10 protein-coding genes are annotated in these 16,198 nt (G+C 70.3%); 3 read left to right on the top strand and 7 right to left on the bottom strand.

The annotated features are described in order from the left end of the window. Position 1: 1 nt before the first annotated feature. From ACIA8L_RS01330 to ACIA8L_RS01320, 3 genes are all read right to left on the bottom strand, one after another. Positions 2–1,828: a sigma-70 family RNA polymerase sigma factor gene (locus ACIA8L_RS01330; protein WP_395899205.1), complete on the bottom strand. Its 1,827-nt coding sequence runs from the start codon at positions 1,826–1,828 to the stop codon at positions 2–4. A 66-nt stretch (positions 1,829–1,894) separates the two neighbouring features. Beyond that, the gene (locus ACIA8L_RS01325) at positions 1,895–3,610 is read right to left on the bottom strand and encodes an insulinase family protein (protein ID WP_395899203.1); all 1,716 of its coding nucleotides are present in this window, start codon (positions 3,608–3,610) and stop codon (positions 1,895–1,897) included. After that, positions 3,607–4,542: a hypothetical protein gene (locus tag ACIA8L_RS01320; RefSeq protein WP_395899201.1), complete on the bottom strand. Its 936-nt coding sequence runs from the start codon at positions 4,540–4,542 to the stop codon at positions 3,607–3,609. Before ACIA8L_RS01320 ends, ACIA8L_RS01325 begins: the two co-directional genes overlap by 4 nt. Positions 4,543–4,636: 94 nt before the next feature. Here ACIA8L_RS01320 and ACIA8L_RS01315 point away from each other — a divergent pair, with 94 nt between their 5' ends. Further along, positions 4,637–7,039: a Tex family protein gene (locus tag ACIA8L_RS01315; protein ID WP_395899199.1), complete on the top strand. Its 2,403-nt coding sequence runs from the start codon at positions 4,637–4,639 to the stop codon at positions 7,037–7,039. On the opposite strand, the gene ACIA8L_RS01310 is transcribed toward ACIA8L_RS01315, so the two are convergent. Further along, complete coding sequence (locus tag ACIA8L_RS01310) at positions 7,008–7,604, bottom strand: class I SAM-dependent methyltransferase (protein ID WP_395899197.1); 597 nt, start codon at positions 7,602–7,604, stop codon at positions 7,008–7,010. The genes ACIA8L_RS01315 and ACIA8L_RS01310 overlap by 32 nt on opposite strands. Before the next feature lie 174 nt (positions 7,605–7,778). Between ACIA8L_RS01310 and fsxC the strand changes: the two genes are divergently transcribed. Both fsxC and fxsT read left to right on the top strand, forming a co-directional pair. Then, positions 7,779–9,083 (top strand): FxsC protein, encoded by a 1,305-nt coding sequence (gene fsxC, locus ACIA8L_RS01305; RefSeq protein ID WP_395899195.1) that lies wholly within the window; start codon positions 7,779–7,781, stop codon positions 9,081–9,083. 30 nt (positions 9,084–9,113) lie between these two features. Further along, on the top strand, positions 9,114–13,118 hold the full coding sequence (fxsT, locus tag ACIA8L_RS01300) for an FxSxx-COOH system tetratricopeptide repeat protein (protein WP_395899193.1): 4,005 nt from the start codon (positions 9,114–9,116) through the stop codon (positions 13,116–13,118). Here the strand turns inward: fxsT and ACIA8L_RS01295 are convergent. Genes ACIA8L_RS01295 through ACIA8L_RS01285 form a run of 3 tightly spaced genes read right to left on the bottom strand, consistent with a single transcriptional unit; the run spans position 13,087 to position 15,997 of the window. Then, complete coding sequence (locus ACIA8L_RS01295) at positions 13,087–14,661, bottom strand: aKG-HExxH-type peptide beta-hydroxylase (protein WP_395899191.1); 1,575 nt, start codon at positions 14,659–14,661, stop codon at positions 13,087–13,089. The genes fxsT and ACIA8L_RS01295 overlap by 32 nt on opposite strands. Continuing rightward, entirely contained in the window at positions 14,658–15,809 is a 1,152-nt protein-coding gene (locus ACIA8L_RS01290) for an FxsB family cyclophane-forming radical SAM/SPASM peptide maturase (RefSeq protein WP_395899189.1), read from the bottom strand. Before ACIA8L_RS01290 ends, ACIA8L_RS01295 begins: the two co-directional genes overlap by 4 nt. A gap of 11 nt (positions 15,810–15,820) precedes the next feature. Further along, complete coding sequence (locus ACIA8L_RS01285) at positions 15,821–15,997, bottom strand: hypothetical protein (RefSeq protein ID WP_395899187.1); 177 nt, start codon at positions 15,995–15,997, stop codon at positions 15,821–15,823. Between the last annotated feature and the right edge of the window lie 201 nt (positions 15,998–16,198).

Genomic DNA, 16,198 nt, shown 5'->3' with positions numbered 1-16,198 from the left:
GTCATCCTCCTGCGGCTCGATAGGCGGCGCCCACCTGGGTCGGGGTGGTGCCGTTGCTGTAGAGGCCGGTGTCGCCCGCCTTGCTGGTGTAGAGCAGGAACCAGCTGTACCGCTCGACGTAGGACAGGCCCTGGAGCATGGCCGTCGAGCTGTTGACGAACGCGACCTGCTGGTCCGTCGAGGGGTAGACGGTGCCGTTGTCGAAGCGCATCAGCGCGTACTCGGTCAGCCAGATCGGCAGGTGATAGCGGTTGTAAACATTCTGGATGTACGTCTTGAGCTGGTTCGCGGCGTTCGGCCCGAAGTCGCCGCCGTACCAGTGCAGGGTGATGAAGTCGACGCGCAGGCCGCGCTGCTTCACGCCGGTCATGAACTGGTCGAACCAGCCGCCGGGGGTGTCGGCGCCGAACGCCGGGGCCGGGCTGCCCAGCCGCAGGCCGGTCGCCTCCAGCTGCGGCCACAGGTCGAGGACCTGGGTCGGGGTCAAGTTCGACTGCTCCTTGAGATCGGGCTCGTTGAAGGCCAGCAGCGTCTTGCCGTTGGCCTTGGCCTTGGCCAGGTCCCCGGCGACGTTGCCGCCGCCCCAGACCATCGGCACGAACTCGACGCCGGAGACGCCGGACATGGGACTGGCCGACCAGTCGTAGTACCAGGCCGCCTTGACGTCCTTCATCGCCGGGCCGTTGTTGGCCCCGAACTTGTCGTTGGTGCTGACGCCCTTCTTGGCGCTCTTCGTCGCCGGCGGCAGGGCGGCCACGGTGCTCTTGGCCGGCGTCGGGCTGGGCGGCGCGCTGCTGGGCGGCTGGCTCGGAGCGGGGGCCTCGCTTCTTTCCGCAGCGGGGCTGTCGGATGGGGCGGCCGCCGCCACGACGGCCGGCTTTTCGTCTCCCTGGGTGGCTACGTAGGCCGCGCCCGCCGTGCCGGCGATGGCCGCCGTCGCCGCGATGCCCACCAGGGCCGGCTTCGAGGCCGCGAACCAGCCGAACAGGACCGCCTTGAGCCCGCCGGCCTTGGTCGTGGTCACCGCGGCCGTGGTGGCGGTGGTGGTGGCCGTGGTGGCGGCGGCCAGGGCGTTGAAGACGAAGGGCACCGGGACGAGGGCCACGCCGGCGAGGAGCCGCTCGGCCGCGACCATGTCCGTCCACGCGCGGTCGCACTGGCGGCACTCGCGGGTGTGCCGGGCCAGCCGCTTGCGCCACAGGGCGCTCGGGCGGCCGTCCCAGCTGTGCAGGACGGCGCTGAGCTCGGGGCAGCGGGGCTTGGCGGCGAGCGCCCGCACGACCGCCCGGGCCGCGTCGAGCTGGGCCTTCATCCGCTGGATGCGCACGGCCGCGTGCTGGCGGGTCAGCTGCAGCGCGTCGACGACCTCCTCCCGCTCGAGCTGCCCGGCCGCCTCCAGCCACCACAGCGACAGCAGCTCGCGGTCGTCGTGCTCGAGCCAGCGGGTGGCCTCGGCGACCTCCTGGCGCTGGCCGGACAGCCGCAGCCGGGTGATGGCCAGGTCGGCGAAGTCGGCGCCGGGGTCGGCGGTGTCGGTCGGGTCGGCCCAGTCCCCCACGAGGGGCGCCTGGGTCTGACGGCGGTGGCGGTCGCGGACCTGCGACATCGCGATCGCGACGACCCAGGAGCGGAAGCTGTCGGGCTCGCGCAGGCGGGGCAGCCCGTCGATGACGCGCAGCATGGTCTCCTGCACGACGTCGTCGACGTCGGCGTGCCCCTGCAGCGCCCGTCCGACGATGTTGTAGATCAGCGGCAGGTACTCGCCGACCAGGGCATCGAGTGCCCGCTGGTCGCCGGACCGTGCCGCGATCACCGTGGCCGTGCTCATCCGCGCCTCCTGTCAGACCTATTCAGGAGACGTGGTGGCGCAGGGTCAATAACGCTTCTGGAAAAACTACTTTCTGTTACGCCGCCGCAGCAGGTAGAGACCCAAAACGGCCAGAATCAGGAACCCTCCGTAGGTGAGCACGAACACGCCCACCGCGAAGCCGTCCATGGGGATGTCGGTCTCGGGGTCGGAGTCGTCGTTGACCAGGACGGTCCAGAAGCCCCCGCAGCACAGCGCGAGCACCGCGAAGATCAGCGACGTGACCGCCCCGACCAGCAGCCCGACCTTGTCCCGGGGTGCGGCCGTCGGGGCGGCGCTCGGCATCGGGCCCTGCGGCACCGGCACGTTCTTGGGGTCCCGCGGCGGCAGGAGCACGGCCACCGGGGCCAGGGCCGCGTCGACCCGGGCCAGCTCGTGGGGCGGGATGGGGTACATCGTCGGCTCGACACGGATCGTCAGGCTGTCGAACCCGATCAGCTGGCGGCCGCCGTCGGGGTAGGCGAGGGACACCGCGCACTGGTCGAACGGGATCGCCACCGGCGGCTGCCCCACCCGCTCGAAGCCGACGCCGTACGGCCCGATCACGATCCGGTGGTCCGGGTTGTCGAGGGCGGCGTACCGCTGCCCGTCGATCGGCCGCTCGGAGGCGGTCGGGGCGGGCTCGAACCCGGCCCACTCCGCGCCGCACCCGTCCGGCGTCTGCAGCAGCCCGGTGCCGAGCATTTCCAAGGCCGAGGCGTGCACGTCCTCGACGGTGACCGCTTGCAGCTGCTCTCTTGTCTGGGAGGTGCTGAGCACCGGCGCGCCGACCAGCAGATTGAAGGCCTGCAGGGGCAGCCGGGCGATCTCGGCCATCGGCCCGCGCAGGCTGTCCTCGGCCTTGGCCCGCACCGCGTCCAGGTCGGCCGGCTCAATACGCCCGGCCCGCAGTTTGGCCAGCACGTCGACGAAGCCGCCGAGGACCGCGTCCTCCTTGTCGGGCACGCTGTCGGCGATGGCGGTGATGACCGCGTAGCCGTCGCCGCGCGGTTCGTAGTTGGTCGCGGCCGTGTACGAGTTGCCGTCCTCCTGGCGGAGGTTGCGGTACAGCTCCCGCTCCAAGATCTCGGACAGGACCATCCCGGCCGTGCTGCGCCGCACCACCCCGTCGTAGGCCACGACGGTGCCGTCGCCGGCGAAGAACGCGGGCGTGCCCCGCAGCGACGTCGTGGGGGCCGGCACCGCTCGCCGCTGCCCGTCCGGGAGCGCGAGTTTCAGCGATGGGGGTACTCGCTCACCCGCCACCCACAGCAGCGCGTTCTGCCGGGTGAACCAGCTGCGGGCCCACCACTGCAGCTCGTTGGGGCCGATGCGGGGCAGGCCCAGCTCCGGGTAGGCGGGCAGCCCATAGGTGCGCGCCCCGTAGCGCCACAGCGCCAGCGCGTCGGAGGCCCCGCCGCGCCGCCCGCCCTCCTCGGCCCGCAGCACCTGCCGCTCGGTCTCCAGCCGGTGCAGGGGCAGCGCCTGCAGCGAGGCGCACACGCCGTTGAGGAACGCGACGATGTCGTCCTCGCCGCCCTGCAGGTGGAACGTGGTGATGACGGCCCCGGTGCTGCCGTTGTAGTGGTAGTCGGTGAGCCCGTGCCCGTGCAGGACCAGGTGCTCCAGCAGGTGGGTGACGCCGCGGGTGGCGAGGGTCTCGTCGGCCTGGCCCACGCGGAACGTCAGGCCGGCCATCATCGGCCCGTCGTGGCGGGCGAACAGGGTGGGCACCCCGTCGACGTCCTGCGTCTCGATGCTCACGCCTTCATCGCCTTCGCTCGTGCGGCGTTGTAGGCCGCGGCCTCGTCGCCGGTGATGTAGCCCCAGAAGAACCCGGCTCCGAAGCCGCCGGTCGCCTCGAAGTAGGGCCGGGCCGCGGCGTGGTCGCCGAGCTGGCTGAACGCCAGCGCGAAGTGGTTGTAGGCGGTGAGCGCCCGGTAGCCCTTGGCCCGGAACTCGGGGTGGCGCACCGAACGGGCGGCCGCCTCCTCGATCTCGGCCCGCACGTCCGGCCGCCGCCAGTGCGCCTTGGCCTGCTCCGCGTTGAGGTCGAACGCGATCTCGAAGTGCGCCTCGAGCAGCGACAGCGGGGCCAGGGAGCCGGGCGGGGCGGCGCGCATGCACTCCAGGCCGAACGCGTGCAGCTTCTCGATCGAGCCACTCCACTTGGGGCAGAACTGCTGCACGACGTTGGCCTGCGCGATGTACAGGTGGGGCACGTGCCGGCTGAGCCGGTCGTAGCGGCGGCGGGCCTCGGCCTGGCCCAGCTGCAGGCCGCGGTTGGTCTTGATCCGCTGGGTCCACGCGGTCGCGTTGCCGGGGTCCTCGGCCGTGACCTCGATCAGCACCTGCTCGGCCCGGCGCAGATAGTCGTGGAACGCGGCGAACTGGGAGCGGCTGACGTTCTGGGCCCGGGCCCCGGTCCGCACGTCCCAGCCGGCGTTGATGAGCCGGGTGGCATACAGCGTCCGCGCGAGCGTGCCGTCACGGGTGGACCGCTCCCGGTCGGCCGCGCCGCTCAGGAAACCCTCACTGTCGGCGACCTCGGCGACGACCCGGGCCGCATACTCGTGGTCGTCCCAGTCGCGCACGCCGGCGAAGAACGCGGCGACCGCGGGCCACTCGCGGCGCATCGCCGCGCGGCGCAGTTCCCCCAGCTCCGGGTAGGGGCCGGCGGGGTCGAAGGAAGTCACGACGCGTGATCATAGGTGAGCTGGATTCACGACGTGACCCCCTTTCGGCGCACCCGAACCAGCTGCTGGTTGTCGGCGGTACCGGTGGGGCAGAATGCTGCTCGTGACGGTCTCCATTCACCAGCGCATCGCGGAAGAGCTCGGCGTCAGGGAGCGGCAGGTGACCGCGGCGGTCGATCTGCTCGACGGCGGAGCCACGGTGCCCTTCATCGCCCGGTACCGCAAAGAGGCGACCGAGATGCTCGACGACGCCCAGCTGCGCACGCTGGAGGAGCGGCTGCGCTACCTGCGTGAGATGGAGGAGCGCCGGACCGCGATCCTCGAGTCGATCCGCAGCCAGGGCAAGCTCGACGAGGCACTCGAGGCGCAGATCAACGCGGCCGACTCGAAGGCCCGACTCGAGGACATCTACCTGCCCTACAAGCCCAAGCGGCGGACCAAGGCCATGATCGCCCGCGAGGCCGGCCTCGAGCCCCTCGCCGACGGGCTGCTGGCCGACCCGACCGTCGACCCGCAGGCGGCCGCGGCCGTCTTCGTCGACGCCGAGAAGGGCGTGGCCGACACCGCCGCGGCCCTGGACGGTGCCCGGGCCATCCTCGTGGAGCGCTTCTCCGAGGACCCCGACCTCATCGGCGACCTGCGCGAGAAGATGTGGGCGCAGGGCCGGCTCGTCTCGAAGGTCCGCGACGGCAAGGAGGCCGACGGGGCCAAGTTCTCCGACTACTTCGACTTCAGCGAGCCCTACACGAAGCTGCCCTCCCACCGCATCCTCGCCATGTTCCGCGGCGAGAAGGAGGAGATGCTCGACCTGGTCATGGAGCCGACCCAGGACCCGGACGCGCCGTCGCTCTACGAGCCGGCGATCGCGTCGAAGTTCGGCATCCGCGACGAGGGCCGGGCCGCCGACAAGTGGCTCAACGACACCGTCCGCTGGGCCTGGCGCACCCGCATCCTCGTGCACCTCGGCATCGACCTGCGGATGCGGCTGTGGCAGGCGGCCGAGGAGGAGGCCGTGCGGGTCTTCGCGGCCAACCTGCGCGACCTGCTCCTGGCCGCACCGGCCGGCACCCGCGCCACGCTGGGCCTCGACCCGGGCTTCCGCACCGGCGTGAAGGTCGCCGTCGTCGACGCCACCGGCAAGGTCGTCGACCACGCCACGATCTACCCGCACGTGCCGCAGAACAAGTGGAACGAGTCGATCGCGATCCTGGCCGCGCTGTGCCAGAAGCACAAGGTCGAGCTCATCGCGATCGGCAACGGCACCGCCTCCCGCGAGACCGACAAGCTCGCGGCCGACCTGGTCAAGCAGTTCCCGCAGCTGTCGGTGGTGAAGGTGATGGTGTCCGAGGCGGGCGCCTCGGTCTACTCCGCCTCCGCCTACGCCTCCCAGGAGCTCCCCGAGCTCGACGTGTCGATCCGCGGCGCGGTCTCCATCGCCCGCCGCCTGCAGGACCCCCTGGCCGAGCTGGTCAAGATCGACCCGAAGTCGATCGGCGTGGGGCAGTATCAGCACGACCTGTCGGAGACGAAGCTCAGCCGCTCCCTCGACGCCGTCGTCGAGGACTGCGTCAACGGCGTCGGCGTCGACGTCAACACCGCCTCCGCCCCGCTGCTGACCCGGGTCTCCGGCATCGGCTCGACCCTGGCCACCGCGATCGTCGCGCACCGCGACGCCAACGGCCCGTTCCGCAGCCGCCGCGCCCTCAAGGAGGTCGCCCGCCTCGGCCCGAAGGCGTTCGAGCAGTGCGCCGGCTTCCTGCGCATCCGCGACGGCGAGGACCCGCTCGACTCGTCCTCCGTCCACCCGGAGGCCTACCCGGTCGTCCGCCGCATGCTGAGCACCACCGGCGGCGACGTGAAGACCCTGATCGGCAACGGCACCGCCTTGGCGAAGCTGAAGCCGGCCGACTACGTCGACGACACCTTCGGCCTCCCGACCGTCACCGACATCCTCAAGGAGTTGGAGAAGCCCGGCCGCGACCCGCGCCCGGCCTTCAAGACCGCCGAGTTCGCCGACGGCGTCGAGAAGATCTCCGACCTGACGCCGGGCATGCTGCTGGAGGGCGTGGTCACCAACGTGGCCGCGTTCGGCGCCTTCGTCGACGTCGGCGTCCACCAGGACGGCCTGGTCCACGTCTCCGCCCTGTCCCGCACGTTCGTGAAGGACCCGCGCGAGGTCGTGAAGCCCGGCGACATCGTCAAGGTGAAGGTCCTGGACGTAGACATCCCGCGCAAGCGCATCTCGCTGACCCTGCGCCTGGAGGACGAGGCCGCGCCCAAGCAGTCAGGCCCCCGCGAGGACCGCCCCCGCGGCGGTGGCGGTGGCGGTGGCGGCGGCGGACGTCCCCAGCGCACCGGCGGCGGAGGTGGAGGTGGACGTCCCCGGGAGTCGGCTCCCTTCACCGGCGGCGGCGCCTTGGCCGACGCCCTGCGCCGGGCCGGTCTGGACAAGGGCCTGGACAACGTCAGCAAGGACCAGAAGCGGAAGAAGAAGTAGCCAGCCGCCACACGGTCGTGCGCATGACGTCCTCGTCCTCCAGAGCCCGGCGGACGGGGACGTCATACGCGGCCACCGCAACGAACAGCCGCTCCGGCAGAAACCCGCGCCCCGGGTCCCCGACGAGCACCGCGCCGTCGATCGCCCGCAGCGTCTGCAGCACCGACGGCACGACGGCCGACGAGTAGAACACGTCTCCGGCCACGACCACGTCCGCCGCGGGCATCTCCTCCGCGGTCGCGAGTGTCACACCGTTCGCGGCGGCGTTCCGAGCGGCCGCCGTGCACGCCTCGGGATCGGTGTCGACCGCGGTGACATGGGTAGCTCCGGCCAGTGCGGCCGCGATCGCGACGACCCCCGACCCGGACCCGAGATCGACGACCTCCCGGCCCTGCACAACGTCGGGATGGTCGAGCAGATAGCGGGCCAGCGCCACTCCACCGGGCCACGCAAACGCCCAGAAGGGCGGCGGGACGTCGCTGCGGTAGCCACCGGTGGCATCGAACAGCCCGACCCCGTCCGCGGCCAGTTCCAGTTCGATCTCTGGCAGCAGCGGCACACGCACAGATCCACCCTACCTACGTTTGTCAATCACGCGATCACGCTATCGTGAATAGCGTTCGGAACGCGGTTGTGCCAATCTTTCTTTGATCATTATTCATCAATGTGATCACAGTTAGACTGAAGTACGGCTCAAGGTCGAGCAAGACGAGCCGCGCGCGGCCAGGGGGGTTTGACCGTGGGCCACTACTTTTTCTTCAGCTACGCGCGACTCGACTGGAATAGACACGTCCAGCGGTTCTTCACCGAGCTTACGGCCGAAATCCGCAGCCACGCCGGTGTCGGCGACGAAGTCGACATCGGCTTTCGCGATAACGTGAACATCCCGCTCGGCAGCGCGTGGGAGAGCACCCTCATGGGGGCACTGTCGGACAGCGCCACCTTTGTCGCTTTGTGCACGCCGACGTATTTCAAGAGCGTGCAATGCGGGCGCGAGTGGTCACTGTTCGCCGAGCGCCTGTCCGGTTTCCCGGCCGGCAAACGGCCACCGGTCATGCTGCCGCTGCTATGGGTCCGCAACACCCAACTGCCGGCGGTGGCGCAGCAGGTGCAGTATGCGACCGACCAGTTGGGCGCCCGCTACTCGAACGAGGGCCTGCTCAACTGGGTCCGGCGCGGGCTCTATCAGCGGCGGGCCCAGCTCGTGGAGGCGTTGGCCGAGCACATCATCCAGGCTCGGGAGCGCTACGCCCTGCCGCCCCTGCCGCCGACCGAGCGGTTCGAGTCCGCGATCAGCGCCTTCGGATCGGCCGACGCCGCGGTGAGCACGCCCGCGGTGCCTGACCACCCGATCGTCGGCGCCGCCGCGCTGCCGGCCGCTCCCGCGGCGGGTGACGGACGGGCCGCGACCGGTGGAGCCAACCGCCCGGAGCAGAAGGCGCGGACAGTCCACTTCGTGATCGCCGCCGGCACCCGCTCCGAGATGCGCGGCGTCCGCCGCCAGACCGAGTTCTACAAGGACCGCGACCGCGACTGGGAGCCGTATCCGGCGGCCGTACCGCCCGCTCTCGCCAAAATGGCGGCGAGCGTGGCCCTCGATAACGACTTCGGCGCCCGGATCAGCACGATCGAGGAGTTACCCGGGCTGCGGGCCGGCATCCGCGAGTACAACGAGCTCGTCGTCTTACTGATGGACGCGTGGGTGACCCGTTCGGTCAAACGTGACGCCGTGGAGCGGTTCAACGACGAGGTCAAGCGGCGCGACATCGTCCTGGTGCCACTGAACGAGGACGATCCCGAGACCTACGAGGAATGGCGCATCCTCAAGGCCGAGGTGCTGGAGCTGCTGGAGCCGTATTTCACGAAGGTCGGCAGCCACCGGCCGCTGCCGCTGCCCGTTCAGGATGTCGTCGCGCTGCCGCGGATGTTGCACGAGGCCCTCGTCGCGGCGAATAACGACCTCTTCCGCGACGGCAAAATACGCCGCCAGCTGCCCGGTGGGGACGGCAACGAACCGCCGTCCCTGTCGGCGCCGACCAGATAACACGGCAGGGGCCGACGCGAAGGGGTGGGCATGAACACCGGCACAGAACCGGCGGCGGGCGTGGGCACCGGCCGGATCGTCACCTTCTACTCGTACAAGGGCGGCACCGGCCGGACGATGGCGCTCGCGAACATCGCGTGGATTCTCGCCGGGCGCGGATACCGCGTGCTGGCCGTCGACTGGGACCTGGAGGCGCCGGCGCTGCCTCGATATTTCCGGCCGTTTCTGCCCGACGACTACATTCGCGAGACCGAGGGCGTCATCGACCTGATCCGCCGGTACAGCAACGCGGTGCTCGACGAGCCGGCCGAGGGGGAAGGCCCGGACTGGTACCTTGACTACACGCGGATCGAGGATTACGCGACCCGGCTGGAGTGGGACTTCGGCGACGGCAGCCTCGAGATCATGTCGGCCGGGCGGCAGGACGGCGTCTACGCGGAGCGGATTCGCTCCTTCGATTGGTGGACATTCTTCCGGCAGATGCAGGGCACGGCGCTGCTGCTGGCGCTCACCGAAGACATGCGAGCCAAATACGACTTCGTGCTGATCGACAGCCCGGCCGGTCTCGGCCCGGTGCCGAGCGTGTGCACCCTGTCGCTGGCCGACGAGGTCGTCAACTGTTTCCGCCTCAATATCCAGGGCATCGAGGGCTCGGCGGCCGCGGCCGAGTCGATCGTGCGGAGCGGGCCGATCCGGATGCTGCCCGTGCCCATGTGCGTCGACCCGGCCGCCCAGGATCGCGTGCAGCCGCTGCGCAATCTGGCCCGATTCCGGTTCGAGAACTACCCCGACGGCATGGACGACCTGCGGGCCGAGGCCTACTGGGCCGACGTGGAGGTGCCGTACAACCCCCGTTACGCCGCCGAGGAGACCCTCGCGGTGTTCGGTGACCCCGGCGGCGGTGAGCACGTGGTGCTGCGCGCCTACGAACACCTCGCGGCCGTCCTGAGCGGCGGCCTGGCCGACCGGGTCGCGCCGATCGCGGAGACCGAAAGGCGGCGGGTGCTGGCCGCCTTCGAGGTCGGCACGTCCAGGGCCCCGTCCGAGGTGTTCATCGGCTATGCCGCGGTCGACCGGATGTGGGCCGAGTGGCTCCAGGCCATCCTGGCGCTCGCCGGAGTCCAGGCGTCATACCGCGAGATCGGCGACCACCTCAGTCCACAGCGGGTCGCCGACTTCGCCGACGGCATCAGCCGGTCCAGCCGGCTGCTGCTCCTGCTCTCCGATGACCTGATGCGCTCCACGAGTGGCGTCGAGGCCTGGAAGTCCGGCGTGGACCGGGAGTGGGGCGGCCGCCGGCGGTTCGTGCTGCCGATCCGCACCGGCCAGGCCCAGCTCGCCGGCCCATTCGCCGACCGACCGCCGATCGAGGTCGCCGGCCGCAGCTGGCAGGACGTGCGCCTCGCGCTGTTCGAGGCGCTGCACATCACCGACCAGCCGCCGGTCGCCGCGATCACCGCCGAGCCCTCGCTCGCCCCGCGGTTCCCGGGCGACAAGCCGTCCGTGTGGAACGTTCCGGTGCGCAGCACCCGGTTCGTCGGACGCGCCCAGCTGCTGGAGAACCTCCGCGACGAGCTGGCGCACCGGACCGGGTCGGGTGTGCTGCAGGCACTGCACGGCCTTGGCGGGGTCGGCAAGACCGTCGTGGCCCACGAATACGCCAACCGATTCAGCGCCGACTACGACATCGTCTGGTGGATTCCGGCCGAAGACCCGTCGGACATCCCCGGCCACCTGGACCAGCTGGCCCGCGCGATCGGCATCCCTATTGCGTCGAACGTTCAGGACACCGCGGCCGAGGTGATCCGCGCGCTGGGAGAGGGCCGTCCGACGGGACGATGGTTGTTGATCTTTGACAACGTAGAGGACCCCGACCACATCCTGCCGTACATCCCGCGGGGCACCGGCCACATCCTGGTGACCTCGCGCAGCCCGGCCTGGTCCGACCTGGGCCGCCCGGTCCGGGTGAGCGTCTTCTCGCGCCCGGAGAGCGTGACGCTGCTGCGTCTCATGGTGGAGGGCCTGGCCGTCGAGGACGCCAACCGCATTGCGGTCAAACTTGGCGACCTTCCACTGGCCGTCGAGCAGGCGGCCGCCTACCTCGTCGCCGAGTCGGCCAGCGGGTCGCCGGGATCGCCGCAGACTGTGGAGGAATATCTTCGCCTGCTCGACGCCGAGCCGCAGACCGCCCTGCCGACGCGCCGCGAAGGTGATTACCCGGAGCGTGCGGCGGCCATCTGGACGGTGTCGCTGCAACGGATTCGGGCTCGCGATGCGGCGGCGGCCAAGCTGATCGAGCTGTGCTCGTTCTTCGGCCCGGATCGGATCCCCCTGTCACTGCTCTACGGCGACGTCTGCCTCGGCATCCTGGCCGAGTTCGACGACGAGATCGCGCAGTTCCGCGATCGGACGCTGGTGGAGCCGAAGGTGCGGGAGCTGACAAAGTATGCCCTGCTCCAGGAGGACGCGAGCGACTCCGGCGGCCCCGGCGTCGTCTCCGTGCATCGCCTCGTGCAGGCCGTCATCCGGGACAGTCTCGGGCCCGATGCGTGGGAGACCAACCGCGCCCAGGTCCATTTGATCCTCGCCCACGGACGGCCTGAGGACCCGGCTGACAGTCATTCGTGGGACCGGTACCGGGGAATCGTCCCCCACCTCGGGCCGTCGAAGGCACTGTTCTCGAACGTTGCCGAGGTCCGCCTGCTGGTGATCGATGCCGTCGTGTATCACCGCCGGCGGGGCGACTTCGACAGCTCGATCCAGCTGGCGGACCTGGCCATCGAGCAGTGGACCCGCGCCTCCGGCCCCGATCACCGACTCGTGCTGCTCATGCGTTATCAGCGCTCGATCGCCCTGCGGGCCCGCGGTGCCCACCTCGAGGCGTACGACGAGAACCGCGAGGTCTACGAGCGCCTCAAGGTCGTGGCCGGCCCGAACCACACGCACACGCTCGTGGCCGCCAACGGACTGGGCAGCCATCACCGGACCTTCGGGCATTACAACGAGGCCCGGGCGCTTGACGAGCTCACCGTGACGCTGGCCCGGCAGAAGCTCGGCGAAGGCCACCGCCTCACCCTGATGGCGATGAACAACCTGGCGGTCAGCCTCCGGCTCGTCGGCGAGTTCCACAAGGCCGAGCAGCTCGACAAACAGATCTGGGAGCGACGCCGCACAACACTGCCGAATGACACCTACACGCTGTTCTCGGCAAACAACTACGGACGTGATCTCCGCGAGGTCGGCAAGTTCGATGAGTCCCGGGTGGTGTTGAACAACGCGTTGATCGACTGCCGCCGCGTGCTCGGCGGCGAGCACGCCGAAACGCTGCGAACGGCCAAGAATCTCGCGGTGACGCTGCGGAAGCTGGGCAAGCTGGCCGAGGCCCGGGAGCTGACGACCTGGGCCTGGGAGACCTATCGGCTCACCGTTCAGGCCGACGACCTCGACTTCCTGGCCTGCCAGCTCAACCTCGCCTGCGACGTCTCGGCGCAGGACGACGACGCCCTCGCCCAGCGCTACGCCGAGAAGGTGCTGGAACGGTACAACGGCCTCCTCGGCCCGGCCCACGCGTTCACGCTCGCGTGCCTGAACAACCTCGGCATCTTCCTGCGGCGCCAGCGCAACCACGCCTCAGCCCACGCCCGGTCCAGAGCGGTGGTGGCCGGCCTCCACGCAACGCTCGGGCGGGAGCACCCGTATGTCTTCGCAGCCGAGCTCAACCTGGCCAACGACCTGTTCGCGCTGGGCGAGATCGAAGCCGCCCTGGAGCTCGACCAGCGCACGGTCAACAACTTCACCCGGTCACTCGGCCAGGACCACCCGGATACCCTGGCCGCGAGCGTCAATCTGAGCATCAGCCGGGCCCGGGCGGGCGATGACGACGGGGCGGCGGCACTGCTCCAGCCGACCCTGACCCGGATGATCGCGGCGCTGGAGCCGGGGCACCCGAACGTGCTGCAGATCAGGATCGAGGAGGCGGTACCGGCGGCTTTGCAGACTCGGTTCAACTGCGATATCGAGCCGCCGCCGACGTAATCCAGCCGGCCAGGTGGGATGGGTCGGCACCTGTTGCACCACATACCGCCCGGACGACCTCGGGACACTCCACGAGCGGGCCGCGGCCGGCCTCCAGCGCGAGCCGGATCCACACGTCGTCGGTGTCACCCCGGACGATGGCGGTCTCACCGACGATCCGCTGCCGCTGCTGATCGGCAAGGGCCGGGACGCGGGCCGGGCGGGCCCGGCTCGGCCGAATCTCGGTCGCCGGTGCGGCCGGACAGTCCGCGCCGCCGCGCCAGGCGGCGGCCAGGCGGGCAACCCCGCCGGGGTCCGGGCGCGCATTGTCCAGCCGCCACTGCACGCTGACGGCCAGTACGGATGCCGACGCGGCGGCCCGCACGTCGCTGCCCACGGCCTCGCCCTCCCAGCGGCGCAGCCTTTCGGCCAGCCGGGTCACGAACCGCTCGCCGCGCGGCGTCAGCTCGCCCGACGTGAGCAGGCTGCGCGCGCCGGCGGAGGTCTGGGCGAGCCAGTACGCAAACTCGAACTCGGCCGCCGCCGCGCCCGTGCGCCGCCGCTCGACCCGCCAGAAATCGGTCACCCCTGCGTGGGCGTAGGTGCCCTGCAACAGCGCCGAGACGGTCCGCGGATCGGCCCGCCACGGCGCGAAGTGCCGAGCCGAGCCCACGGGCTCATAGAGGTCGACCAGGTCGAGTACCGCACCGAGCGTCATGTGCCGGCACTCGTGCATCAGGGACAGCGCCAGTTCGGCGGCGGTGCCCCGGGCCTGGAGCGCGATCGCGCCGTACGCCCGGCGGGACGCGGCGCTGACGTTGCCGCCGCCGGGCGCGGTGACCGGCACCAGCGAACGCAGCGTGGCCCGGATCCCCGCCGCGTGCTCGGGATGGTGCTCGTCGAGCAGGTGCAACGCTGCTTCGAGGCTTTCACCGAACTCCGCGGCGGCAGCATCGTCGAGGCGGGCCTCGGGTGGCCATTCGAAGCAGTCGCGGTGCAGGTCGGCGTCGTCCACGGCAATGCCGGACCGGAGCCGGCGCAGGGGTTCCCAGCCCGGCTGGGAAACGGTCAGCGGCGCCGTGACGTGGACCGCCCCCGCCCGCAGCCCGTCCGGGCCGCCCTCGAGCACCGCGGAGGCACCGTCGAGGCCGGAAATGGTCCCGAGCCCGGGCAGGGTGGCCCGGCCGCCGGGAGCCGGCACCGCAATCCGGAACGGCACACCGGCCCGGACCGCGGCCGCCGCGGCGTAGGCCCCGAACATGCGCAGGCGCCCAACCGGCTCGCGGATCGCGTCGCCGGCCCACACCCCGAAGAAGGGATCGTGCAGCACCTCGTCCGCCGCCGCGGGCATCGCCGCCTGGGCGCGGCTGAACAGTTCGAGCGCGTCGTCGAACCCCTCGACCCGGCGGAGACCCGCGTCCCGGGCGGTGTCGTACAGCGCTCGCACGAGCAACATCCGCCGGGACTTCTGCGATGCGGCCAGAAGGTGGTGCACCTCGACGGTGCCGTACCCGGCGCCGAGAGCGTCGAGGGCCTCGGTCGACAGCGCGTAGGTCTGGATCACGCCTCCGCCCCCGCCATCGTCGCGCGCAGCCGCTCCAGATCCGCGGTGAGGCGGCGCTGGATGTGCTTGATGAGCGCGAGCAGGTCGGGGCAGTACACCGACGGGTTGTCGAGACTGCCGGCGCGGAACCGATGAGCGCGCAGCCCACCGCCGCAGGCCGCGACCACCGAGCACTTCTTGCAGGTCGCACAGAGGCTCTCCAGCCCCGACGGCACGTTCCAGGCGGGGTGGGCGAGCACGTCTGCGAAGTCGTGGTCGAAGACGTTGAGGCCCGTCTCCGCCCCGCCGTCCGACGTAATTTTGAAGAAGTCGTTGTGCCCGATCGACCCGTCAGGCTCGATCGTCACCGTCATGTCACGCCCGAGGCCGACTGCTTCGCTCTCACCCGGCCCTCCGAGCAGCAGGTCACAGATCGACTCGAAGAGCCGGATGGACGTCTTTCGCACGGGCGCGTCATACCAACGGTCGAACACGGCGATCAGCCATCGGGCGTACGGCTTATCACTGGCTTCAGCATCACGCCCGGGTGGCGGCCGGTCCCAGGTCCCATGGGGCAGCAGCAGGTCTATCCGCGGCGGCGCGAACTGGAGCAGGTCCTCATACACCTGCACGGGCTCGTTGTCCGTGTCGATCGTGGCGAGCACACCCGCGTAGACGCCGCTCTCGGCCCGCAGCCGGTTCAGCCCACGCGCAACGAGGCTGAAGCTCCCCCGTCCGTCGGCGTAGCGACGATGCCGGTCGGTGGCCTGCTCTCCGCCATCGAGCGAGACACCGACCCGCATGGCGTGCCGGCGGAACACCTCGAGGAACGCATCGTTGATGAGCGTCCCGTTGGTCTGGACCGTGAACGAGACCGGCACGGACACGGTGTCGCGCAGTATCGTCGCCGCCCGGTCGACACCGGCGGGCCCGGCAAGGAGCGGCTCCCCGCCGTGGAGCACGACCTCCACGCCGTCGAGCCGGTGCTCGCCGGCGTGGTCGGCCAGCCTTTGAGCAGCCTGGGCGATGACGGCATCGGACATGGCGGCCGGTTTTCGTTGCCAGCTTTGGTCGATATGCTCATATATGTAGCAATAGCTACATTTAAGATTACAACGACCGTTGAGTTTGAGGATCACCTGGCTGATGGGAACCGCGCTGCCAGGCATTGTGCTCCGCCTCAGAGGGCTGCGTTGAAACGTGAGACATGCTCGGATTCGTCCCGACTCAGGTGCTCGAGGACGCGTTGCAGCGACTCGGACAGCACGGAACGGTCGAGCCGCAAAACGTCCTGAAGGGATAAATCGTGCATGGCCGGAGTGCTGGTGACCACTCCGGTCTCTGAGGTGACGCTCACCGGGCGCATAGTACGGTTCAGATTTCCAGCGTTCCGGAGAGGTCGTTGTAAAGTTTTGTCCGCTCCGACTCGCGCCCTAAGCATGATCACGCGCCTCCCCGTACCCCGGATTCACTGAAAACAACAGCTCAAGGGCCATGCTTCCGCGCGGAACCGCCGCGCGCGGCCCACTTACGAGATTCAGCCTTTCGGAGACAACTA

This window comes from Dactylosporangium sp. NPDC051541 (assembly GCF_044454505.1).
Classification (GTDB): Bacteria; Actinomycetota; Actinomycetes; order Mycobacteriales; family Micromonosporaceae; genus Dactylosporangium.
The sequence above is the reverse complement of the archived record's forward strand: the minus strand, read 5'-3'. Positions and strand labels throughout refer to the sequence as shown.

Coding starts and splice junctions, on each gene's coding strand:
- ACIA8L_RS01330 (WP_395899205.1), bottom strand. CDS start 1,828: ATGAGCACGGCCACGGTGATCGCGGCACGGTCCGGCGACCAGCGGGCA.
- fxsT (WP_395899193.1), top strand. CDS start 9,114: ATGAACACCGGCACAGAACCGGCGGCGGGCGTGGGCACCGGCCGGATC.
- ACIA8L_RS01290 (WP_395899189.1), bottom strand. CDS start 15,809: ATGCCTGGCAGCGCGGTTCCCATCAGCCAGGTGATCCTCAAACTCAAC.
- ACIA8L_RS01315 (WP_395899199.1), top strand. CDS start 4,637: ATGCTGCTCGTGACGGTCTCCATTCACCAGCGCATCGCGGAAGAGCTC.